The organism is Telluria sp. LT2P34, from assembly GCF_059685915.1.
The window spans coordinates 358554-380954 of sequence record NZ_JCASIN010000003.1; the positions used below are offsets into that span (position 1 = coordinate 358554).

Consider the following 22401-nt stretch of genomic DNA (forward strand, 5'->3'; position numbering starts at 1 on the left):
GCAATCGCCGTATGATGCGGCCAACATTTTTACGGATGGAATAACAGTGAAACGATTTCTGGTAGTGACCGTGCTGGTGCTCCCTGCCCTCGGCATCAGCGCCTGCGCATACGTGTATCCCTCGCTTGGACAACTTCCATCAGACCAGCAGTTGCAGGGCGCGCCCCAGTACCGCGATGGGGCATTCCGCAACCAAGTCGCTTCGCCCCCGCGCCCTGGCGGGTTTGGCATGGTCATCAGTATGATTCGCGGCCGGTTCGAGCCAAGGAGTGACCGGCCGGCACCGACCATGGCGCTGCCATCTGTCAAGACGAACCTGGCGGAGCTGCCGCGCGAACAGGACATTGTCGTCTGGCTCGGCCACTCGTCCTACTTCGTGCAGATCGGCGGCAAGCGCGTGCTGGTCGACCCCGTGTTCAGCAGCTACGCGGCGCCCTTGCCGTGGATGGTTCGCGCTTTCGAGGGCACCAGCCCCTATACGGTAGAGGACCTGCCCGAGATCGATGTCGTTCTCATCACCCACGATCATTACGACCATCTCGACTACAAGACCATGAAAGGCCTCGAGCCCAAGACCGGCCTGGTCATTGCCGGCCTTGGCAATGGCGCCCATCTGCGGCATTGGGGCTATGCGCCTGCGAAAATCCGCGAGATGAACTGGCACAGCAGCGTCGAGGTCGCACCGGGCTTGCAGGTCCACGTACTGCCGGCACAGCATTATTCCGGCCGCTTCATGCAGCGCAACCAGAGCCTGTGGGCGAGCTATGCGCTCGAGACGGCAGGGCGGCGTTTGTACTTCAGCGGCGACACCGGTTTCGGTCCGCACTTTGCCGACATCGGCAAGCGCTTCGACCGCTTCGACTTCGTCGCGCTCGACGCCGGGCAGTACAACGAAAAATGGGCGGACATCCACATGACCCCGGAGGAGGCATCGCGTGCCGCCGAGATCCTCGACACAAAGACAATGCTGAGTGGACACGCCGGCCGCTTCAGCCTGGCGCGCCATGCCTGGGATGAGCCTTTCGACCGGGCCGTCGAGGCCAGTAAAGGGAAGAATTACCGTCTCCTGACGCCACGTATCGGCGAGCCAATCGATCTAGAGGATTCACGTCAATCGTTTGTTCACTGGTGGAAGGACCTGAAATAGCAAGGCGTGTTCATTGCAAGATACCAGCGCTTGAACAACGCTGGGCCGTATTTATGTTTCTGGGGACTGGTCGACGTTAGCAAACGTAACTTACATTGATCACACCCTGTACGAGCCTAGACTAGGGTGAAGCTAAGTTTATTGGAGAGTGATGATGAATACTCGGGGCGCAAGTTTGTTAAAGCGATGTACAGCGGGACTAGTGCTCGCCGCCGGTCTGGGAGGGTGTGCAGTGTATGGGCCACCCTATGCAGGCAACGATCCGTATTATGGAAACGGGGGCTACTCGAATGGATATTACGGAAACGGCGGCTACTCGACCTATTCAGGTCCGCCCGTGGAGGTGAATCTCGGGCTCGGCTATTATGGGGGCAACCGTCATGGCCACTATCGTCGCGATGGACATGAGCATCGGCGACCGCGTGATGGCGATGGACGCGGCCGTGGGCGCCGCCACCACTGAGCGCCGACCTGGCCTGACGTTTCCTCGTCCAGTGCCCGGCACTGGACGTTTCTACAGTGCTTCTGGTGTCATGCGATCGGCACAGGCGTGTGCCGCAACGCCCCCACCACTAGTGCCAGCGCAGGCGAATGCTGCAGCCGACTCGCATAATAGATGTGATAGCCCGGGAACACCGGCATCCAGTCCTCCAGCACGCGCTGCAACCTGCCCGCATCGACATGCTCCTGCGCCATGTCTTCCGGCACGCAGGCCAGGCCAAAGCCGCCAAGCGCTGCGCGCAGCGTCCGGCGGCTGCTGTTGAACGCAATCTGTCCATCGACACGGACGTTCAGCTTCTGCCCGTCCTTCTCGAATTCCCAGGCATACATGCCACCATGCGTCGTCAGGCGCATGTTGATGCAGTTGTGGATGGTCAGTTCGTGCGGCGTCGTCGGCGGCGGAATCTTCGCGAAGTAGGCGGGCGTCCCCACCACGGCCATACGCAGGTCGGGCGCGATGCGCACCGCGATCATGTCCTTCGCCACCTGGTCGCCGAGCCGCACACCCGCGTCATAGCGGCCGGCCACGATGTCGATCATGCCGTACTCGACGACGATCTCGACCTTGATATCGGGGTAGTCGCCCAGGAAGGTTTCGAGCTTCGGCCAGAGCACTGTGTCGGACACATGCTCGGCCGCGGAAATGCGTACGGTGCCGGCCGGCTTGTCGCGCATGTCGGACAGCGCCTCGACCTCGGCCTGGATTTCGTCGAAGCGCGGCCCGAGTGTGTTCAGCAAGCGCTGGCCGGCATCGGTGGGCGAGACGCTGCGCGTCGTGCGCGTCAGCAGGCGGATATCGAGTTTCGCTTCCAGTCCGCGGATCGTATGGCTCAGCGCCGACTGCGACACCCCCAGCTGCGCAGCCGCACGGGTAAAACTGCCTTCGCGCGCGACGGTCACGAACGCCAGCAGGTCATTGAAGTTTTGGGCCATCGGTCGCTTCCCCTATCTATCTGCTTCGATGCAAGAGGAGCAAACTATACCGCAGGTTTCTTGCGGAATTGATTACTGTGGCTCATAAGACTATGCCGGTTGTGCTACCTAATCATAGATCCTCAATGAGGCTACAGTGACAGCATCGAATAAACCGGAGTAGCAACCATGGATGTACGCGCTTATGCAGCGACCGCGCCAACGCAAGACCTGGCGCCCCTGAATGTGGAACGTCGCGACATGCGGCCTACCGACGTCGTCATCGACATTCTTTACTGTGGCGTTTGCCACTCGGACCTGCACACCGCACGCAACGACTGGGGTAATACGGTCTATCCGGCGGTGCCTGGTCACGAAATCGTCGGCCGTGTCGCCAGCATCGGCGTCGATGTCACGCGCTTCCAGGTCGGTGACCACGTCGGCGTCGGCTGCATGGTGGACTCCTGCCAGCACTGCAAGCCCTGCGGGCACGGCCAGGAGCAGTACTGCGAGAACCACGCCACCTACACCTATAACGCGGTTGACCGCCGCGACGGCCGGCCGACTTACGGCGGATATTCGGAAAAGATCGTGGTGAGCGAGCAGTTCGTCCTCCGGATCCCCGATGGCCTCGACCTGAAGGGCGCGGCGCCGCTCCTGTGCGCTGGCGTTACCACCTGGTCGCCGCTGCGCCACTGGAAGGTGGGGCAGGGCAGCAAGGTTGCTGTAGTCGGCCTCGGCGGCCTGGGCCACATGGCGCTCAAGCTCGCCAACGCGCTTGGCGCGGAGGTGACGCTGTTTACACGCACGCCGGGCAAGGAAGACGATGCACGCCGCCTCGGCGCGCACAAGGTCGTGCTCTCGACAAGCGCCAGCGAGATGGAAACGGTGAATGGCGAATTCGACCTGATCATCGACACGGTGCCTTACGTGCATGACCTGAATCCATACATTCCCACCCTCGCCACCGGCGGCACGCTGGTACTGGTCGGCTACCTGGGTCCGCTCGATCCGGCCCTGAACACGGCGCCGATGGTAATGAACCGCAAGGCGGTCGCGGGTTCCCTGATTGGCGGCATCGCCGAAACCCAGGAAATGCTCGATTTCTGCGGCCTGCACGGCATCACCTCGGATATCGAGATGATCGCGATCCAGGACATTAACGGTGCTTACGAACGCATGCTCAGGAGCGACGTGAAGTACCGCTTCGTGATCGACATGGATTCGCTGAAGGCGTGACAGCTGCCACTGCGTTCTGCAAACCGTTCAATACATCTCAAGGAGCCCCAATGAAGCATGAAAAGTTCAAGCATTTCGGCGCTGCCTTTTTCGCGCTCGTGCTGGCCGCGCCGGTTGGCGCACAGACGCGCGAGCCTGGAACGGCGTCGCAGTCGGCCGACGCGGCCGTTGCCCAGGATATGAAGGTCACCAGGCGCGGTACGCAGGCGTCCCGCAACGGCCCGGCAGAGAATTTCACGGGCGCCGTTCGGGTGGACCCGCTGTTCGCCGCTAACCCGCCATCGCGTACTGCGGCGTCTTATGTCACGTTCGCGCCGGGAGCGCGTTCCGCGTGGCACAGCCATCCACTGGGCCAGACCCTGGTCGTGACGGCGGGTGTCGGGCAGGTTCAGCGCTGGGGCGGAAAGCTCGAAGAGATTCGCACCGGCGACGTGGTTTGGACTCCGCCCGGTGTGAAGCACTGGCACGGCGCGTCGGCCTCGACTGCGATGACCCACATGGCCATTACGGAGCAGCAGGACGGCAAGGCGGTCACATGGATGGAGAAGGTCAGCGACGAGCAGTACGGTAAATGAACTGTGCGCGCCGCAATGGCAGGCGCAAATTAGTGCTTGCTCAAGGAAGCGGCGTCACAACGGGCCGATCGGCCCAAGTTTTCGCGTACCAGCCACGCGCGGTCATGCGCACGCGGTAGTGGTGCGCTAATTTTTCGTCACGACGAAGCGGCGGCAGTCTTCCTGGACGCCTGGCTCCGGATCCTGGTTCAGCCGCTCCATAGTTAGTGGACATGAAAGTCAACGACATCTTTTAGCAAGATCGCGATAGCTCGGGCAAGGCAGTGGTAGAGGCCCTTATGCGTAATCGATACAGTGTTCTATGTCAGCAGCGTGCTGCTATCAACCACATGGAGAAGCAAATGAAGATGCGTCAATTAGGTAAGAGCGGCCTGGAAGTGTCGGCACTTGGCATGGGTGCGATGAACCTGAGCTTTGGTACCGGCAAAGCGGTCGACGAAAGCGAAGGCGTGCGCGTGCTGCGTGCAGCCGTCGAGAGAGGCATCAACTTTTTCGATACCGCGCAGGCCTATGGCCCTTATGTCAATGAGAAACTCGTTGGTGAAGCACTTTCGCCGATGCGCAAGGACGTAATCATCGCCACCAAATTCGGCTTCAAGCTGAAAAATGGGGCAATCACCGGTGCGGACAGCCGTCCGGAAAACATTCGCGCCGTCGCCGAAGCATCGCTCATCAGCCTCAAGACCGATTACATCGACCTGTTCTACCAGCATCGTGTTGATCCTAATGTCCCGATCGAAGACGTGGCCGGCACCTTGAAAGACCTGATACAAGAGGGCAAGATTCGGCATTACGGCCTGTCGGAAGCCGGCGCTGCGACAATTCGGCGCGCGCACGCCGTGCATCCAGTGGCTGCAGTGCAGAATCAATACTCGATCTGGACCCGTGAACCCGAAGCCGAGGTCATCCCCGTCTGCGAAGAGCTGGGCATCGGCTTCGTGCCTTGGGGGCCTCTTGGCACCGGCTTCCTGACCGGCACCATCGATAGCAGTACGAAGTTCGACAGTGCCACCGACCTGCGCGCCAACTTCCCGCGTTTTACGCAGGAGGCAATCAAGGCCAATATGCCGGTCGTGGAACTCCTGCGCTCGTTTGCCGCGGAACGCAATGCCACTCCGGTGCAAGTTGCGCTCGCATGGCTGCTAGCGCAAAAGCCGTGGATCGTTCCGATTCCGGGCATGGACAAGATTGCCTACATTGATGACAACATCAAAGCGATCGACCTTGATCTGAGCGCCGCCGACGTCGAGAGCCTGAATGCAAAGATGTCGCAAATCCATGTTCAGGGCGGGCGCCTCGACGACGGCCTGCTGTCGATGTCGGAGTAAGGAGCATGACGGCGCTGGCGTTCATTAACGCTGGCGCCGGTAGTCGCTTGGCGTGAGGCCCGTCTCCTTGCGGAACAGCTGGGCGAAATGGCTCGGATTCGAATAGCCAACCGCGTTCGCGATCTCGACGACGCTGGTAGCTGTTTCGCGCAGCAGGCGTCGCCCTGTTTCCATGCGTAGCTTGATCTGGTACTGCGAAGGCGGCATCCCCGTCGCCTTCTTGAACAGCCGGTTGAAGTGGAATTCGCTCATTCCGGCTATTTCCGCGAGCGCTCCCAAACTAAATGGTTCGGCCAGGTGCTCGCTCATCCATAGCGTCACGAGCCGTAATTTGTAAGCTGGCAAGCCGGATCCACCAAGTTGGGACGCACCGACGTCGACGTAATGCCGCGCCAGGTGCACGGCGATGGCGTCGGCCATGCCTCGGACAAAGAGTGCGCTTCCGGTTGACTGCGTCAACTCGTCGCGCAGGCATTCGAGCAGGGAGGCCAGTTTTGCATCTTCAATGCCGGACGTGTTCCTGAAATGCGCTTCTTGTGACCTTTCGCCATACAGTTCCTGTAGCGCCGAATCGAAGATTGGCATGCCGAGCAGGAGCAGAACAACCTCCAGTGGTTCAGCCGAGAGCCGTTTCCAACGGAAGGCATAGGGAGCACCTGCCATTGTCAGGAACAGAGAGCCAGGGCGGATGTGCGTTGTTATCCATGTACCGCCTAACTCCCGCTCCGATGTCTGCGCCTCGCCGGAGACGATCCAGACGATAAACGGTTCGTTCACGGCAGGCATGTCGAATGCCTCTTCGTCAGACGCGAGCGAAAATATCGACATCTGAACGTCGTGCCAGGCGGGGCCATGGCTTTTAGTCAGCGTGTCGCCTGGTGGGTAGCTGGCCAGACTCTCCGCAGAGGTCAGGTTCGGGGTAGGGGGCGTGGTCATTTGTGCTAATGATAACGCCAGTCTACGCTCGCGCTCATGAGAAGGCCTGAGCCGCGCGATCAGGGTAGCGAGCAGATTCACCGTCATCCGAACTGCCGCTTGAATAGGCCGGTGAGTGAAATAGGGAGTCGACAACTGTACTAGGTGCAATGGTAGATACCGTCAGATTGTGCAATGCGCTTACCGGAGGTCTTTGCGAGCACGTCGAGCAGTCCTTCTGGCGACTCCGCGCATCGAGAACTCAACGGTTTTGGTCAAAATGCCGGCGGTTGTCTGTCATGGTATCGTCAATGGTATTGTTGAGCATCCGCGCCGAAAGCGCGAGTGGAATCAACGCGTTAGCTCATCTATTGATCATCGAGTGGGAGTGACCGAAGTTCTCTAAGTAGTTGATTTGAATGTGAATCTGATGAGCCGTTGATCATTCGAGTAAATGATCAACGGCTTTTTACTGTCTGCGCGGATGAAGTGGCTCATTCTTTGCCAAATCTATGCCGATTTTCGTCATCATCCATGATGCCGCGGGGCCGGCCCTGGCGCAGATGGATTACACAGGTGCCTGCCGGCAGGTGCTACTGCGCAGGAGCGGCGCGGCGGTAGACGCGCACATAGTCCACCAGCATCTGCTGGGGCAAAACCGTCGTTCGATCGGGATTGCCGGGCCATTGGCCGCCAACGGCCAGGTTCAACAGCACGAAGAAGGGGTGCTCGAACACCCAGTCGCCCTTGACTAGCTCAGGGCGGGCAGTGTGGTACAAGATGCCGTCGCGATACCAACGGATCTCGCCGCGTTCCCATTCGACCGCAAACACATGGAAATTGTCGGCATGGATGCCGCGCGCCAAAGGCAACTTGCCGCTGAAAGCCTTGTCGCCCGAATACCCCGGTCCGTGCAGCGTGCCGTAAGCGGTCGACGGCTCCTTGCCAATAATCTCCATGATGTCGATCTCGCCGCTGCGTGGCCAGCCGACTTCCTTGATGTTTGCGCCCAACATCCAGAAGGCGGGCCAGATGCCCTGGCCCTTCGGCACCTTGATGCACGCCTCGAAGCGGCCATGCGTTTGCTCCATCAGGCCGGCGGTCTTGATGCGTGCCGAGGTGTAATCGTTGTCGCCATAGCGTTCGCGCCGCGCTTCGATGATGAGCATGCCGCCGGCAACCCTGACATTCTCCGGCCGGCCGGTGTAATGCTGCAGCTCCTTGTTGCCCCAGCCGTGGCCGCCGGTCTCGGCCACCCACTGCGTGCGGTCGAGCTGGGCGCCGTCGAACTCGTCGCTCCAGGTAAGTATCCAGTTGGCCTGAGCGACAACGGGCGAAGGCGCAGCGGCGGGCAGGCCGCTTGGTGTGGTAGAGCAGCCAGCGGCGGCCAGCGCGAACAGCGGCGCGAACAACAGGCGGATCAGACTCATGTGTTTCCTTGTGGTGTCACGGCACGGCAGGCTTGCGCGCCTGCTGCTGCCGGACGTGTTTCATGATGTTGATGAAGTTGTCGGTCCAGACCAGCTGGCGGTTGGCGGCCAGAAAGCGCAGCAATTCCCCGTGAGCTTGCGCGGACACGCTGAGGTAGTCGCCGCCGATGCCATGGAAGGTGAAATTGACCATGGTCCCGCGCTGCATCGCCCGCTTGACTATGGCGATCAGTTCCGTTCCGCTGCTGCCCACGGGTGCCGACACCGGCACTGCGAGCGGATCGAGCGAGAGCATGTCATCGATGATGCCGCTGCCGATGCCGGCCTTGACCGCCACGAAGCTGGCCCGCAGCGCGGGCAGGTAGTCGCGTCCGCCGGCCATGGTATCGCCGCAAGGGACCGTGTAGGTGCGTTCCTGGCGGCCGTCGATCGCCGTCAGCATCGTGTTGCCCAGCAGGACCTGGTCGCGCATCTGCTCCACACTGGTGGTATCGAGGTTGCGGTGCGGCTCGACCCAGTCGCGCCCGGGCTCGCTGCGCGCGCACTGGTGAAACAGGCTGTGGTTGCCTAATTCGTGCCCACGCTGCGCGGCTGCGCGCCAGTCTTCCATGCGCCGCGCCACTACAGGACTCGACAATTGCAGGTAGAAGCTGCCCTTGAAGCCGTATTGGTCGAGGGCGGGTAAGGCGTGGTCGAGCTGGGAATCAAGGGCGTCGTCATAGGCGAGGCTGACCGCGGCTTGCGCCCCCTTGGGCCATGCGAAAGCCGGTGGCGAGGGCTCTGCGGCGGCGGCAGCCGCGCCTGCCTGCACTCCCAGGGCCAGGCTGAAAACGGCAATCTTGGCAGGGAGGGAGATGCAAGCACGGCCCGCGAGCAGCTTATTTTCCATCCACACCCCCATTCCTGGGTCGCGCCATGTGCATCCTCTCAGCCTTGTATTGGAAACGTTACCATCCACTCGGACCAACTATATCACTGCCAAATTTTCGATGTCAATTGCTAACCATCACGGTCATGCAGGTATTGCCCGCACGGCAGACCCGTCAGGCGTGTGATCGATGTTGCAAATCAGCCGCATTTCTCTTCATACCTAGGTGAAATATTCCGTTGACAATTTTTTTTTCCGACCCTAATATTCAGACAACTTGTATGGAAACGTTTCCATGCACCGGACGGATTGCTTGAACAAACCGCGGCATCGCGAGATTCAGATCGGAGCGAATGCAAGATAAACGAGTGTATGGCGCGACCCTTCACCCGCTACCTGGCAGCGAAGACATTGTGACCGCCCGATGCGCCATGCGCAGGAGCCCAGCCATGCCGATCCTGCAGGCATCGGTCGGCCGCGTGGCAAGGAGGTGTTCAGGCTTGGGGAAACACCAGGGAACGAGATCAGGGAACAGGGTAGGGATGGCAGCACGGAAGGAAAAGCGGCAAGCCGGCACAAGTAGTGGAGACACCGTCGAAGTGGGTAGCGGTCAAACTTAAAAAAACAGGAGAGCACGATGTATTACCCCAAGGCTAAACAGAAATTGATGAGCCTGGCAGTAGCCAGCGCTTGCGCAGCATTCATGCCGGCGCATGCTCAGGAAGTCGCTTCAACGCCGGGCGCCGTGGCGAGCGATACCGCTGCAGTGGCGCCGCAAGATGCCAGCGACCCGACCTCGCCGCCTGCGGTCCAGACCGTCCGCGTCACTGGCCTGCGCGCCAGCCTCGAATCGTCGATGAATCTAAAGCGCAACGCGCAGGGCTTCGTCGATGGTATCGTGGCTGAAGATATTGGAAAATTCCCGGATACCAACTTGGCGGAATCGCTGCAGCGCATCAGTGGCGTGTCGATCGACCGCAGCATCGGCGAAGGGTCGAAGGTCACGGTGCGCGGCGTCGGTCCCGATTTCAACCTGGTGCTTCTGAACGGCCGTCAGATGCCTACCTCGAGTCTGGGCGACCGTCCGGGCCGCGCCTATGACTTCGCCAACATCGCTTCGGAAGCGGTCTCGCAGCTGCAGGTGTACAAGTCGGCGCGCGCGGAGACCCCGACCGGCGGTATTGGCGCCACCATCAACGTGCTGACCGCCCGCCCACTGTCGCGCCCGGGCCTGCAAGCCAGTATCGGCGTCAAGGGCGTGTTCGACCGCTCGGCGGAGAACCTGCCGGAAGACGTCAAGAGTGGCAATAAGGTGACCCCGGAAATATCAGGCATCTACAGCAACACCTCCGCCGACGGCCGCTTCGGTATCGGCCTGTCTGCCAGCTACCAGGAACGCAACCTGGGCTATAACGTGGCTTCAGTGGGCAATGGCTGGAAGGGCCCGTTCCGCGGCGACGAGAACAACTGGGGCACGATTCCGCAGCCTGGACCGAACGGGCAGACGCCGGGCGTGGTCAACCGACCTGACCCGACCGACCTGTACCAGGTGCCGCAGAACATGAACTACGCGATGAGCGGTATCCAGCGCCAGCGTACCAACGGACAGCTGGTATTCCAGTTCGCGCCGACCAAGGCGCTGACCACCACCCTGGACTACACCTATTCGGAAAACAAGATCCAGACCCGCCGCCAAGACGTGTCGGCCTGGTTCAACTTTGGTCCGTCCACCAGCACCTGGACCGATGGCCCGATCGCTGCTCCGCTGGTGTACACCGAACTCATCCCAGGCAATAACAGCGACATCGCCATGGGCGGCGCCGACTTCGCGACCAAGACCCAGAACAAGTCGATCGGCTTCAATACTGCCTGGCGCGTGAACAACGATGTGCGGCTCTCCCTTGACGTCCACAAGTCGACCGCCGAATCGAAGCCGGACAGCCCATGGGGCTCGTCCAACACCCTGGGTACCGCCAGCTTCAGCCGCGGCGACACCAGCGTCGACTTCTCGCAGGACTTGCCGGTGCTGAGCATTAAGGGCGCCGACTTCCAGCGCGCACCGCAGCAGGTCACCGGTTCGGTATTCGAGAACGGCTATGTGAAGAGCGAAGTCAGGCAGGTTCAAACACATGGCAGCTGGAAGATGATGGAAGCCTCGGAGCTGAGATTTGGTCTGGGTCATACCGATGTCAACAACCGCTCGGCATTCTCGGTGCAGCAGCGCGATACCTGGGGTGGCGCCACCGTGCCATCCGACTACCCGGCGAGTAATTTTCACCGCGAGAGCCTGAGCCAGTACTTCGACCAGATCGACGGCCACGACAATCCGAACCTGTTCAACACCTTCTACACCTTCAACTTCGACCAGGTGCGCCAGCTTGCGGCAAAAGCATCGGGCCAGCCAGGCCTTTACCTGCCGAAAACCACCTACGACACCGACCAGCGCACCCGCGAAAAGTCGAAGAGCCTGTATTTGCAGTTCAACACCGATTGGAATACGGCGTTGCCAATCCACACCTCGATTGGCGTGCGCTACGAAAAAACCAACGTCACCTCGACCGCGCTGGTGCCAATCGCAACCCAGATCAGCTGGGTCTCGCAAAACGAGCTTCCGATCACCTTCGGCGACCCGGCCTTCACGACCCTGGCAGGGAAATACAATCACGTGCTGCCGAACTTCGACTCCGACATCGACCTGCGTCCGGACATGAAGGCCCGGTTCAGCTACGGCCACACCATCGGCCGTGCCCGCTATGACCAGCTGACCGGCGGTCAGGTGCTCGACACCCTGGCTCGCGTCGAAGGCGGCACGGGGCGCCAGGGCAACCCTGGCCTGCTGCCGGTGAAGTCGAAGAACATGGACCTGGCCTGGGAGTGGTACTACAACAAATCGAGCTTCCTCTCGGTCGGCCTCTTCCGCAAGGCCCTGGAGAACTATGCCGGCCAGTCGCAGGTCGTCGCCCAGCCCTTTAACCTGCGTACGCCAATTGGCGGCGCCTACTGGAATGCGGCACTGGCCAACGGCTGCTCGAACGCGGACACCACCTGCATCCGCAACTACATCTTCCGCAACCTCGCCGGCCGTCCCGGTGTGACACGCGGTGCGGATGACGCTTCCGGCAACGCGACCGGGACAATTGTCGGCCAGCCGAGCGACCCGATCGCCAACTTCAGGATCACTTCGTATTCGAACCAGAAGGAAGCGCGCCTGCGTGGCCTGGAACTGAACGTCCAGCACATGTTCGGCAATAGCGGCTTTGGTGTCCAGGCAAACTACACCAAGGTCCAATCGGGCCTGGAATACGACAACGCCAGCATCGGCGAGCAGTTCGCACTGGTAGGCTTGAGCGACTCGGCCAACCTGGTGGGCATATTCGAAAACGACAAGTGGAATGTGCGCGCGGCATACAACTGGCGCGACAAGTTCCTCTCCTCGACCTTCGACGGTTCCGGCCCCAACCCGAACTATGTCGAAGCCTACGGCCAGCTTGACCTCAGCATCGGATACAACGTCAATAAAAACGTCAGTGTCCAGTTCGAGGCCATCAACCTGACCGACGAGACCCGTCGTGTACACGGGCGCAACGAGCGCCAGGCCTTGTATGTAGAGCAGTCTGGACCACGCTACATGCTGTCTGGCCGCTACAAGTTCTAAACGGGAATCTCCACCCGGGCTGGTCGCCTGGGGGAGGTCTGGAAACCAGCGGGTCATGGCCTTCGCCACGGTCCGCTGTGTGTATTTTCAGAGTAGACTTGCCCAGAATTAAGTATTTTTTGGAAACAAATAAGGTGAACACTACCATCAGGCATGCTGTCATCGTGGGCGGCGGCTCGGCCGGATGGCTGAGCGCAGCAACCCTTGCATCGAGCTTCCAGGCGCAGGATCGCGACGGCCTGCGCATCACCCTGATCGAATCGCCGGACGTGCCGACGATCGGCGTCGGCGAAGGCACCTGGCCGACCATGCGCGATACCTTGCGCGCGGCCGGTCTGTCCGAAACCGCCTTCTTTCGTGAATGTGACGCCGCCTTCAAACAGGGCTCGCGATTCAACCGCTGGGTCACCGGCGGCAAGGATGACTATTATTTCCATCCCTTCGTGTTGCCACAGGGGTGGGGCGACGCCGACGTCAGCGGACGCTGGCGCGAGCGCCATGTCGAAGTGCCTTTCGCCGACCTGGTGAGCTACCAGCCGCACCTGTGCGCGCATGGCCGCGCACCCAAGCAGGCAAGTACCCCCGAATTCGCGTCGGTCGCGAACTATGGCTACCACCTAGATGCGGGCAAATTCGCCCTGTTCCTGAAAAAGCACTGTTTGGAAAAACTCGGCGTGCATTACGTGCCGGACCACGTGACCAGCATCCGCTCGCACGAGAATGGCGACATCGCTGCCCTGCATACCAGGGCGCACGGCGAGCTGGCGGGCGACCTGTTCGTGGATTGCACCGGCATGCAGTCGCTGCTGCTCGGAAAGCACTACGGCGTGCCCTTCCTTCCCCAGCGGCACGTGCTCTTCAACGACAGCGCCCTGGCGGTGCAGGTGCCGTACGCGCACGAGAGCGATCCGATCGCCTCGCAGACCACCTCCACCGCACAGCAGGCCGGATGGATCTGGGACATCGGCCTGCCGAGCCGGCGCGGCATCGGTCACGTGTATTCAAGCGCGCATACGAGCGATGAGGAAGCGCAGAAGGCGCTGCGCGCATACATAAGCGCCACCGGCGGCCCGCAAGACATCCCGGCGCCGCGCAAGCTCAGCTTTGAACCTGGCTACCGTGCACGCTTCTGGCACCGGAACTGCGTCGCCATCGGCCTGTCAAGCGGTTTCATCGAGCCGCTGGAAGCCTCCGCGCTGGCGATGGTCGAACTGTCGGCCGCCATGCTGGCCGACGAGATGCCGGCCACGCGCGCGCAGATGGATATTTGCGCCAGGCGCTTTAACGACGCCTTCACCTACCGCTGGGAGCGCGTGATCGATTTCCTCAAGCTGCATTATGTGCTGAGCCGCCGCAGCGGCGATGCCGACACCAGCGGTTACTGGCGCGACAACCGGCGCAGCGAGACCATCCCGCAGCGCCTGGCGGACCTGCTGGCGCTGTGGACCCACCGGCCACCTTCCCGCTACGACCTCGATCGCATCCAGGAGGTGTTCCCGGCGGCGAGTTACCACTACATCTTGTACGGGATGGGTTTCACGCCCGAACCCGGCCCGGCCCGGCGCGAACGCTCAGGGGAGGGCGACGGCGCAATGGCTGACGGCTTCTTGCGCCAGGCTGCCGAACTGACCCGCAAAATGCTGCCTGCGCTGCCGGACAACCGCACGCTCGTCGCGCACATCGTGCGCCATGGGCTGCCGAAGTAAGACAAATGACAACAAGGAAAGAGACAAGCGATGGCCAACCCCGTACTCCTGAATAATATCGAACACAAGGATCTGCGCGTGATCACCCGCCATGGCCGGGATATGAACGAAAGCCACGCGTTCGTGCCGACCTTCCCCGCTGAATTTCGCATGCTGCAGGCCCACTATCCGATCGTATTCCGCAAGGAGAGCGAGGCGCATCCGTTCGAACCGATTGCCTTGTTCGGCTTCGGGGCCGACGAAAACCTGTTCCTCGATGAGAATGGCTGGGATGCCGCTACCCTCCCGCTGCTCGTGGAACGCCTGCCTTTCCTGATCGGCCGCGACGGCGCGGACCTGATGATCCACATCGATCTCGACAGCCCGCGCATCAGCAAGACCGAGGGCGAGCCGATCTTCCTGCCGCACGGCGGCATGTCGCCTTACCTGGAAAACATCAACGCGACGCTACTGACTGTCCACGAAGGCATGGGCGCCAGTACGCCCTTCACGGACGCACTCGTCGAGCTCGAACTGATCGAGAGCTTCGCACTCGACGTCACGCTCGAAGATGGCTCGCAGAACCGCCTGGCCGGCTTCTACACGATCCACGAAGAGCGCCTGGCCGCGCTCGACGCCGCGGCGCTCGCCAGCCTGCACGAAGCCGGCTGGCTCGCCGCGATCTACTTCCAGATCGCATCGCTGTCGAATTTCCGTGCGCTGATCGAGCGCAAGAATGCGCGCCTTGCTGCCCGCCGCTAAACCGATCCGGGAGCTCAAGGGCCTGACCCCGCGCGACCTCGATCCGGACATCCTCGCGTCCAGCGAGCCGCTCGTGCTGCGCGGGCTCGTGGCCACATGGCCGATGGTCCAGGCTGCGCGCCGGTCGCCGGCCGCGGCCGATGCCTATTTGCGGCGGTTCTATCGAAACGCGACCGTCAACGCGATGCTCGGCCCACCCGAGATAGAAGGCCGCTTCTTCTACAACGAAAATCTGGACGGATTCAACTTTGCGCCTGTGCGCGTGGGCCTCGACAAAGTGCTGGACGAGCTCGCACGCTACCGCGGCGCGGAGCGGCAAGCTGCCATCTACGTCGGATCGACCACGATCGAAACCTGCCTGCCCGGTTTCCACGGCGAGAATCCCATCGACCTCGGCGGACGCGATGCGCTGGGTTCGATCTGGATCGGCAACCGCACCCGTATCGCTGCCCACTACGACCTGCCGGACAATCTGGCCTGCGTGGCCGCTGGACGGCGCCGCTTCACACTGTTCCCGCCGGAGCAGGTCGCGAACCTGTACATCGGCCCGCTCGACCTGACACCGGCCGGGCAGGCCATCAGCCTGGTCGACTTCGCGCAACCCGACCTGCAGCGCTTTCCGCGCTTTGCCATCGCGATGGAACACGCACTGGCGGTCGAGATGGCGCCAGGCGACGCGCTGTTCATACCGAGCATGTGGTGGCACCACATCGAGGCGCTTGAAGATTTCAACGTGCTGGTGAACTACTGGTGGCGCCAGTCGCCCGAGTTCATGGACACGCCGATGAACGCGCTGATGCACGCGTTGATGAGCGTGCGTGACCTGCCGCCGGCGCAGCGCGCGGCATGGCGAGAGCTGTTTCGCCACTACGTGTTCGAAGCCGACGGCGATACGGCGGCCCATATTCCCTTGGCGGCGCGCCGTGCGCTGGCGCCGATGGACGGCGACGCCGTGCGCAGCATCCGGGCCCAACTACTAAAAAGAATGAACCGCTGAGGAGACAAGCATGGATAGCAGTGGAAGGGAAATGAACGGGATGGGCAAGCCCGTGCGCCGGGTCGTCATCGCGGGCGGGGGCACCGCCGGCTGGATGGCGGCCGCCTGCATCTCGAAGGTACTGGGCAAGCGCCTCGACATCAAGCTGATCGAGTCCGACGAGATCGGGACCGTCGGCGTGGGCGAGGCCACGATTCCGACGCTGCTGAACTTCCACAGCCTGCTCGAGATCAACGAGCAGGAATTCATGGCCGAGACCAGGGCCACTTTCAAGCTCGGCATCAGCTTCGAAAACTGGCGCAACGTGAACGAGGACTACATCCATTCCTTCGGCCTCACCGGCACCGATCACTGGACCGCCGGCTTCCAGCATTTCTGGCACAAGGGCCGCGAGCGCGGCCTGGCGGGCGACTACGGTGACTACTGCCTCGAGCTGCGCGCCTCACAGGAGAACAAATTCGCCCACCTGCCGCGCGCAGGGATGAACTACGCCTACCACCTCGATGCCAGCGCCTATGCGCGCTACCTGCGCAAGTTCAGCGAGCGCTTCGGGGTGCAGCGCATCGAGGGCAAGATCGTCGACGTCGGCGCCAGCGCGCTCACCGGTCACGTGCGCTCGGTCACGCTCGATTCGGGCGTGGACATTGAGGGCGACCTGTTCATCGACTGCACGGGATTTCGCGGACTCCTGATCGGGCAGGCGATGGGCATCGAGTACGAAAACTGGTCGCATTGGCTGTTCAACGACAGCGCGGCGGCGCTGCAGACTGCCTCGGTAGGCGAGGCGATTCCCCTCACACGCTCGATCGCGCATCCCTTCGGCTGGCAGTGGCGTATTCCGCTGCAGCACCGGGTCGGCAATGGCATCGTCTTCTCCAGCCGCTATGTCGACGAGGACACCGCCATCGCTGGGCTGCTGGGCAATGTCGAGGGCGAAGCACTGATGAAGCCGCGCGTGATCAAATTCACGCCGGGCCAGCGCCGCCAGGTCTGGAAGAACAACGTGATCGCCGTCGGCCTGTCGAGCGGCTTCCTGGAACCGATCGAATCGACCAGCATCCACCTGATACAGCGCAGCATCATCCGCCTGATGCAGATGTTCCCGACCAGCGGCATCGCGCAGACCGATGTCGACGAATTCAACAGGCAGGCATGGAACGACGTCGAGCACATCCGCGATTTCATTATCCTGCACTACAAGGTCAACAACCGGATCGACGCACCCTATTGGAACGATGCGCGCAACATGGACGTGCCGAAATCGCTGCAGCATCGCATCGACCTGTTCCGCGAAACCGGGCGCGTGTTCCGCGTGTCGGACGAGCTGTTCGCCGAGAATTCATGGATCCAGGTGATGCTGGGGCAGGGCATCATGCCCTACCGCCATCACCAGACGGCCGATCTGATGGGGGACGAAGAGTTGTCGCAGTTCCTCGGCGCAATCAAGGGACAGGTCGACCGGACCGTGGCCGGCCTGCCTTCGCACCAGTCCTATGTAGAGCGCTACTGCGCGGCGCCGAAGTAAGTCAGGCCCGCGCCGGCAAACCCTGGTTCAATCCTCAGGCAGCCGTCACCGGCTGCTTGTGCAGGTTCGCGAACTTTATGCCGAAGTACAGGATGAACAGGTAGCACACGGCCGGCACCATGAAGGACGGCTGCAGGCCGACTGTGTCGGCGAGCATGCCCTGCACAAAGGGCACCACGGCGCCGCCGACAATGGCCATGCACAGGATGCCGGAGCCCTGGCCCGTGAATTTGCCCAGGCCGTGCAGCGCGAGGCTGAAGATGGTCGGGAACATGATCGAGTTACACAGGCCAACTGCGATAATGGCCCACATCGCCAGTTGTCCCTCGCCGAAGGTCGCCACCAATACGAGCACGATCGAGCCAAGCGCGTTGACGGCCAGGGTCTTGCCAGGGCTGACGTAGCGCATCACGGCGAAGCCGATGAAGCGTCCCACCAGCGCGCCGCCCCAGTACAGGCTGACGTACTGGGCCGCTTCCGCGTGGCTCAGGCCGGCGATGTTGCGCTCGCCGAGGAAGTTGATCAGGAAGCTGCCGATGCTCACTTCCGCGCCGACGTACAGGAAAATCGCGACCGCGCCCAGCACCAGGTGGCGGTAGGCCATCGCGCCGCCTTTGCCGTCGGAGGCCGGCTTGCCGTCGGCCGCGTGCGCGATCTTCGGCAGCTTCGCCAGCGCGAAGAACACGGCCAGCACGGCGAGGGCCGCGGCCAGGCCAAGGTAGGGGCCCTGCACAGCGGCCGCTTCCGCCGCCTTGTATGCGGCCTGCTCCGCCACCGGCAGCGTAGCGAGCTGGTCGGCGCTCAGCGCGACGCTCGACAGGATCAGGATCCCCCCCAGGGCCGGCGCAACTGTGGTGCCGAGCGAGTTGAAGGCCTGGGTGAGCGTCAGGCGGCTCGATGCGGTGTTGGCCGGTCCGAGTGCGGTGACGAAGGGGTTGGCCGCCACCTGCAGGATCGTGATGCCGCTTGCCAGCACGAAGAAAGCAAACAGGAACAGGCCGTACCCGCTCCTGGAAGCCGGATAGAACAGAGCGCAGCCGGCAGCCGCGATCATCAGGCCGGTGACCGCGCCGTTCTGGTAGCCGATCCGGCGGATCAATGCCCCGGCCGGCAGCGACACGATGAAATAGGCCCCGAAGAAGCAGAACTGGACCAGCATCGCCTGCAGGTAGGTGAGGGTGTAGATCGACTTCAGGTGCGGGATCAGGACGTCGTTAAGCGACGTAAGCAGGCCCCACATAAAGAAGAGGATGGTGACGATGACGAGCGCGCTGGTGTGTGCGCTGTGTCCGGCCTCGGGCGCTTGCGCCAGTGGCGCAGCGGAATCGGGGGCTGTGTTTTGCATGGTATCTCCGAGTGTTATTGCAGTGCGGTTATTGCAGTGCTGTTATTGCATTGCCGAAATGTGATCCGACAGCATGGCCGATACGCCGCGCAGCGCCGGGTACTGCTCGGTGATGAGGTAAGTCGGGATGCGCGCGAGGTAGGGGCTGAGGCGCCCCTTGTCCTCGAAGCGCGCGCGAAAGGCTGACTGCGTGAACAGCTTGCCGAGCCGAGGCACGATACCGCCGCCGATGTACATGCCGCCGGTCGCGCCCAGGGTCAGGGCGACGTTGCCCGCTACGCTGCCCAGGACGGCGCAGAAGATCTCGACGGTCCTGGTGCAGTCACGCGAGCTGCCGTCGATGGCAGCGCTGGTAATCGCCGGCGCATCGATGCGCTTGCCCGTCAGCGACCAGTGAATCAGCTCCAGGCCCGTACCAGACAACAAGCGCTCGGCCGATACGTGACCGTATTCTTCCCACAGCGTTTCCAGGATCGCCACCTCCTCTTTCGTCGATGGCGCGAAGCTCACATGGCCGCCTTCGCCGGCCAACGCGATCCAGCGCTTTCCCGCCGGGATCACGCCAGCCATCCCAAGGCCCGTGCCCGGGCCGATCAGGCCGATCGGCCGGTTGTGCAATTCGACACCGCCTCCAATGCGCTCGCGCTGCCCGGGCGGCAGATGCGGCAGCGACATCGCCAGCGCCGCGAAGTCGTTCACTACCAGCAGGGTGTCGAGCCCGCGCTGCCGGCGCAGTTCCTCGATCGAGAAGCTCCAGTGGTGATTCGTCATGCTCACCCGGTCTTCCTCGACCGGGTTGGCGATCGCGATGGCCGCATGCCGCACGCCGGAAGCGGGCAGGCCTCGCTCGGCCGCCTTGCCGAGGTAGGTCTGGATGGCGTCGCCCAGGGTCGAATAGTCGGCGCAGGCCAGCACTTCGATATCGTCGAAGCCTTCTCCGGATTGCAGGGCGAAACGGGCATTGGTGCCGCCGATGTCCGCCAATAACTTCAACTCGTCGTTCATCGCAGCTCCTCGCAGCGCACGGCGTCCGGTTCGCTCGCTGCGCCGCCGGCGATTTCGATGTTGGTGAAGGCGGCGGCGAAGGCGGCGTCGCTGCTTACGCTGAAGGGCGTGTCGACTTTGGCCAGGTCGGTTCCCCTCGCCTGGAAGCAGGCGAGCGGAATCTTGACGGTCTGCTTGCCCTTGCCGGCCAGGCGGCTGAACAGGGCCGTGGTGTCGAGCGTGCCACCGCCCATGCGCATAGCGACCTTGCCGGCGGGAGAGCCTGAAACGATGGTGTCGAAGCGGAGCGCTGCCTTGCTCCTTGCGGCGGCCGGCAGCACCATGGTGCGCACACCGCGTGCTTCGACGATGGCCGGCCCGGTCCAGGTCACCAGCTTGGCGTCCTGCTGGGTGTTGACCTGGGCGGTCTGCACCGTAATGCCCGGCAGGGTAAAGATCAAATTCAGGTCGGCGCCCAGCACCAGCTGCTGCTGCCCGGCGCGAATCGCCAGCGGGAAGCTGGCGCGGTCGGCCTGGCTGAACACCGGAACGTTGTTGCTGACGCCACAGCCGCCAGCCGGGTAGGCCGCGTCGAGCTTGCCCACCTTCGACCGGGTGGCGCTTGTCAAGCCGTAGCCGTATGCGAACAGCGGCGCGTAATTCTTGTCGCCCACGTTCAGGTCAGTCTGGCAGGCCGACTTCGGCCACGAGAACGGCAGCTTACCGGTGAAATCGTGGCGTCCGCGACCCGCAACCAGCAGGTCCGACACGCCCTTGCCCTCGGTGCCCGGCAGCCAGGCTGCCACAAACACGTCCGACAGGTTGAGCAGGTCGTTCACAAAGAGCGGACGGCCCGAGACGAACACGGTGACGACAGGCTTGCCTTTGCCGGCGACCGCCTGCAGGGCCGCCAGGTCCTCCGGATGACGTCCGCTGTGGCGCAGGGTACCGTTGGGACCGATGTCGCCGTCTCCTTCCGCGTAGGGGCGCTCGCCGATCACGGCCACCACCACGTCGAACTTCGACACGTCCACGCCCTGGGCGTCGGCGCTGAAGCTCACGTTGTCCTTGCCGGCGGCTTCGCGGATGCCGGCCAGGATCGTGTCCGCGTTCGGGAAGTCGGCATTGGTGTTGGCCGTGCCCTGCCAGGTGATCGACCAGCCGCCGGTCTGGTTCGACAGGTCGTCAGCGCTCTTGCCGACCACGAGAATTTTCTTGCCGGGTGCGATCGGCAGCAGCGGGCTGTCGTTCTTGAGCAGCACCAGCGATTCACGCACGGCGCGGCGCGCCAGCTCGCGCGCCTGCATCACCTCGTCCTTGCCGGCGTAGGCGTTCTGCGCCGGGCTCTTGTCGAACAGGCCGGCGCGCAGCTTGACACGGATGATGCGCCTGACCGCATCGTCGATGCGCGCCATAGGAATCTGGCCGCTTTCCACCTGCCTGATGGTATTGGCGATGAAGGCTTTCCAGTCGTCCGGCACCATGATCATGTCGTTGCCGGCATTGATCGCCTGCGCGCAGCTGTCGTTGCGGCAGCCGGGCACTTCGCCGTGGCCGTTCCAGTCGGTGATGACAAAGCCGTCGAAGCCCATCTTCTTCTTGAGGACATCGGTGAGCATGAGGCGGCTGCCATGCATTTTGCCATGGTTGGTCGCGCCGCCGACGTCGTTCCAGGAGTTGAACGAGGACATTACCGTCTGCACGCCTGCTTCCAGGGCGGGGTAGTAGCCGGCGCCGTGGATGTTGATCATCTGCGACCTGGTCGACTTGTTCACTCCGCGGTCCTTGCCAAACTCCGTGCCGCCGTCGCCGATGAAGTGCTTGGCGGTGGCGATGGTGTTGGCGTCGTCCTTGAGGCTGCCCTGCATGCCGCGCACGTAAGCGCCGGCATAGCTCTTTACCACGTCTGGGTTCTCGGAATAGCTTTCGTAGGTGCGTCCCCAGCGATCGTCGCGCACCACGGCCAGGGTGGGGCCGAACACCCAGGCGATGCCGCTCGCACGCGTGGCCTTCGCCGTCGCCGCGCCGATCTGTTCGAGCAGCGCCGGATTGCGCGCCGCGCCCAGTCCGATATTGTGCGGGAAAAGGGTGGCGCCGAACACATTGTTATGGCCGTGAACGGCGTCCGTGCCCCACACCACCGGCACTTTGATTGCCATGTCGGTCGCCATCGAAGCTTCATGGTGGCGCTGCGCCAGCGCCAGCCATTCGGCCGCCTTCGCATGCTTGTTCCCGTTCGGCCAACTGCCGCCGCCGTTGAGCACCGAGCCGAGGTAATAGCGCTTGACGTCGTCCGGTGAGGCGCTTTTGATCTCGGGCTGGGTCATCTGGCCGACCTTCTGCGCCAGCGTCATCCGACCGACGATGTCGCGCACGCGCTGCTCGAGCGCGGCGTCGGTGGCGATGGCGCTGCGTATCGTCGGCCAGTCGGTCAAGGGCGCGGCATGCGCTGGCAAGGCGGCCGGCAAGGCGAGCGCGATGGCAAGCGCCAGTGCCGGGTTGCGAAGTATCGGTTTCATGGGTTGTCTCGCTG

The 22401-nt window shown here is 62.6% G+C and carries 16 protein-coding genes; 9 read left to right on the top strand and 7 right to left on the bottom strand.

Features of this window, described 5'->3' with window-relative positions; translation table 11 throughout:
• The first annotated feature begins 46 nt into the window (after positions 1 to 46).
• Positions 47 to 1147 carry an MBL fold metallo-hydrolase gene (locus AC56KZ_RS12235; RefSeq protein WP_497162436.1) on the top strand — a complete coding sequence of 367 codons (1101 nt, stop codon included), beginning with the start codon at positions 47 to 49 and terminating at the stop codon, positions 1145 to 1147.
• Between the two features lie 531 nt (positions 1148 to 1678).
• Here the strand turns inward: AC56KZ_RS12235 and AC56KZ_RS12240 are convergent.
• Positions 1679 to 2581 (bottom strand): LysR family transcriptional regulator, encoded by a 903-nt coding sequence (locus tag AC56KZ_RS12240; RefSeq protein WP_497162437.1) that lies wholly within the window; start codon positions 2579 to 2581, stop codon positions 1679 to 1681.
• Positions 2582 to 2749: 168 nt separating this feature from the next.
• Between AC56KZ_RS12240 and AC56KZ_RS12245 the strand changes: the two genes are divergently transcribed.
• From AC56KZ_RS12245 to AC56KZ_RS12255, 3 genes are all read left to right on the top strand, one after another.
• Positions 2750 to 3799 carry an NAD(P)-dependent alcohol dehydrogenase gene (locus tag AC56KZ_RS12245; protein ID WP_497162438.1) on the top strand — a complete coding sequence of 350 codons (1050 nt, stop codon included), beginning with the start codon at positions 2750 to 2752 and terminating at the stop codon, positions 3797 to 3799.
• A gap of 50 nt (positions 3800 to 3849) precedes the next feature.
• On the top strand, positions 3850 to 4374 hold the full coding sequence (locus AC56KZ_RS12250) for a (R)-mandelonitrile lyase (protein ID WP_497162439.1): 525 nt from the start codon (positions 3850 to 3852) through the stop codon (positions 4372 to 4374).
• A gap of 341 nt (positions 4375 to 4715) precedes the next feature.
• Entirely contained in the window at positions 4716 to 5702 is a 987-nt protein-coding gene (locus AC56KZ_RS12255; RefSeq protein ID WP_497162440.1) for an aldo/keto reductase, read from the top strand.
• 24 nt (positions 5703 to 5726) lie between these two features.
• Here the strand turns inward: AC56KZ_RS12255 and AC56KZ_RS12260 are convergent, their stop codons facing one another.
• The 3 genes from AC56KZ_RS12260 to AC56KZ_RS12270 all read right to left on the bottom strand — a co-directional run bounded on the left by AC56KZ_RS12260 (position 5727) and on the right by AC56KZ_RS12270 (position 8936).
• Complete coding sequence (locus AC56KZ_RS12260) at positions 5727 to 6725, bottom strand: helix-turn-helix domain-containing protein (RefSeq protein WP_497162441.1); 999 nt, start codon at positions 6723 to 6725, stop codon at positions 5727 to 5729.
• Between the two features lie 485 nt (positions 6726 to 7210).
• Complete coding sequence (locus AC56KZ_RS12265) at positions 7211 to 8047, bottom strand: glycoside hydrolase family 16 protein (RefSeq protein ID WP_497162442.1); 837 nt, start codon at positions 8045 to 8047, stop codon at positions 7211 to 7213.
• A gap of 16 nt (positions 8048 to 8063) precedes the next feature.
• Positions 8064 to 8936 (bottom strand): polysaccharide deacetylase family protein, encoded by an 873-nt coding sequence (locus tag AC56KZ_RS12270; RefSeq protein WP_497162443.1) that lies wholly within the window; start codon positions 8934 to 8936, stop codon positions 8064 to 8066.
• Between the two features lie 646 nt (positions 8937 to 9582).
• Between AC56KZ_RS12270 and AC56KZ_RS12275 the strand changes: the two genes are divergently transcribed.
• The 5 genes from AC56KZ_RS12275 to AC56KZ_RS12295 all read left to right on the top strand — a co-directional run bounded on the left by AC56KZ_RS12275 (position 9583) and on the right by AC56KZ_RS12295 (position 17539).
• The gene (locus AC56KZ_RS12275) at positions 9583 to 12570 is read left to right on the top strand and encodes a TonB-dependent receptor (RefSeq protein ID WP_497162444.1); all 2988 of its coding nucleotides are present in this window, start codon (positions 9583 to 9585) and stop codon (positions 12568 to 12570) included.
• 134 nt (positions 12571 to 12704) lie between these two features.
• The gene (locus AC56KZ_RS12280; protein ID WP_497162445.1) at positions 12705 to 14276 is read left to right on the top strand and encodes a tryptophan halogenase family protein; all 1572 of its coding nucleotides are present in this window, start codon (positions 12705 to 12707) and stop codon (positions 14274 to 14276) included.
• Between the two features lie 30 nt (positions 14277 to 14306).
• Positions 14307 to 15017 carry a SapC family protein gene (locus AC56KZ_RS12285; RefSeq protein ID WP_497162446.1) on the top strand — a complete coding sequence of 237 codons (711 nt, stop codon included), beginning with the start codon at positions 14307 to 14309 and terminating at the stop codon, positions 15015 to 15017.
• The gene (locus AC56KZ_RS12290) at positions 14992 to 16014 is read left to right on the top strand and encodes a cupin-like domain-containing protein (protein ID WP_497162447.1); all 1023 of its coding nucleotides are present in this window, start codon (positions 14992 to 14994) and stop codon (positions 16012 to 16014) included. The genes AC56KZ_RS12285 and AC56KZ_RS12290 overlap by 26 nt, the downstream gene beginning before the upstream one ends.
• Before the next feature lie 10 nt (positions 16015 to 16024).
• Positions 16025 to 17539 (top strand): tryptophan halogenase family protein, encoded by a 1515-nt coding sequence (locus AC56KZ_RS12295; RefSeq protein ID WP_497162448.1) that lies wholly within the window; start codon positions 16025 to 16027, stop codon positions 17537 to 17539.
• 34 nt (positions 17540 to 17573) lie between these two features.
• Here AC56KZ_RS12295 and AC56KZ_RS12300 read toward each other — a convergent pair whose 3' ends face one another.
• Genes AC56KZ_RS12300 through AC56KZ_RS12310 form a run of 3 tightly spaced genes read right to left on the bottom strand, consistent with a single transcriptional unit; the run spans position 17574 to position 22387 of the window.
• Entirely contained in the window at positions 17574 to 18884 is a 1311-nt protein-coding gene (locus tag AC56KZ_RS12300) for a sugar MFS transporter (RefSeq protein ID WP_497162449.1), read from the bottom strand.
• Between the two features lie 42 nt (positions 18885 to 18926).
• Entirely contained in the window at positions 18927 to 19889 is a 963-nt protein-coding gene (locus AC56KZ_RS12305; protein WP_497162450.1) for a glucokinase, read from the bottom strand.
• Entirely contained in the window at positions 19886 to 22387 is a 2502-nt protein-coding gene (locus AC56KZ_RS12310; RefSeq protein ID WP_497162451.1) for a glycoside hydrolase family 3 protein, read from the bottom strand. Before AC56KZ_RS12310 ends, AC56KZ_RS12305 begins: the two co-directional genes overlap by 4 nt.
• Positions 22388 to 22401 lie beyond the last annotated feature (14 nt).

Bases quoted from the DNA above. Each gene is read 5' to 3' on its own strand.
- AC56KZ_RS12265 (WP_497162442.1), bottom strand. From the start codon at position 8,047: ATGAGTCTGATCCGCCTGTTGTTCGCGCCGCTGTTCGCGCTGGCCGCC.
- AC56KZ_RS12285 (WP_497162446.1), top strand. From the start codon at position 14,307: ATGGCCAACCCCGTACTCCTGAATAATATCGAACACAAGGATCTGCGC.
- AC56KZ_RS12255 (WP_497162440.1), top strand. From the start codon at position 4,716: ATGAAGATGCGTCAATTAGGTAAGAGCGGCCTGGAAGTGTCGGCACTT.
- AC56KZ_RS12310 (WP_497162451.1), bottom strand. From the start codon at position 22,387: ATGAAACCGATACTTCGCAACCCGGCACTGGCGCTTGCCATCGCGCTC.
- AC56KZ_RS12240 (WP_497162437.1), bottom strand. From the start codon at position 2,581: ATGGCCCAAAACTTCAATGACCTGCTGGCGTTCGTGACCGTCGCGCGC.
- AC56KZ_RS12245 (WP_497162438.1), top strand. From the start codon at position 2,750: ATGGATGTACGCGCTTATGCAGCGACCGCGCCAACGCAAGACCTGGCG.
- AC56KZ_RS12305 (WP_497162450.1), bottom strand. From the start codon at position 19,889: ATGAACGACGAGTTGAAGTTATTGGCGGACATCGGCGGCACCAATGCC.
- AC56KZ_RS12275 (WP_497162444.1), top strand. From the start codon at position 9,583: ATGAGCCTGGCAGTAGCCAGCGCTTGCGCAGCATTCATGCCGGCGCAT.
- AC56KZ_RS12290 (WP_497162447.1), top strand. From the start codon at position 14,992: ATGCGCGCCTTGCTGCCCGCCGCTAAACCGATCCGGGAGCTCAAGGGC.
- AC56KZ_RS12270 (WP_497162443.1), bottom strand. From the start codon at position 8,936: ATGGAAAATAAGCTGCTCGCGGGCCGTGCTTGCATCTCCCTCCCTGCC.
- AC56KZ_RS12300 (WP_497162449.1), bottom strand. From the start codon at position 18,884: ATGCAAAACACAGCCCCCGATTCCGCTGCGCCACTGGCGCAAGCGCCC.
- AC56KZ_RS12260 (WP_497162441.1), bottom strand. From the start codon at position 6,725: ATGACGGTGAATCTGCTCGCTACCCTGATCGCGCGGCTCAGGCCTTCT.
- AC56KZ_RS12250 (WP_497162439.1), top strand. From the start codon at position 3,850: ATGAAGCATGAAAAGTTCAAGCATTTCGGCGCTGCCTTTTTCGCGCTC.
- AC56KZ_RS12295 (WP_497162448.1), top strand. From the start codon at position 16,025: ATGGATAGCAGTGGAAGGGAAATGAACGGGATGGGCAAGCCCGTGCGC.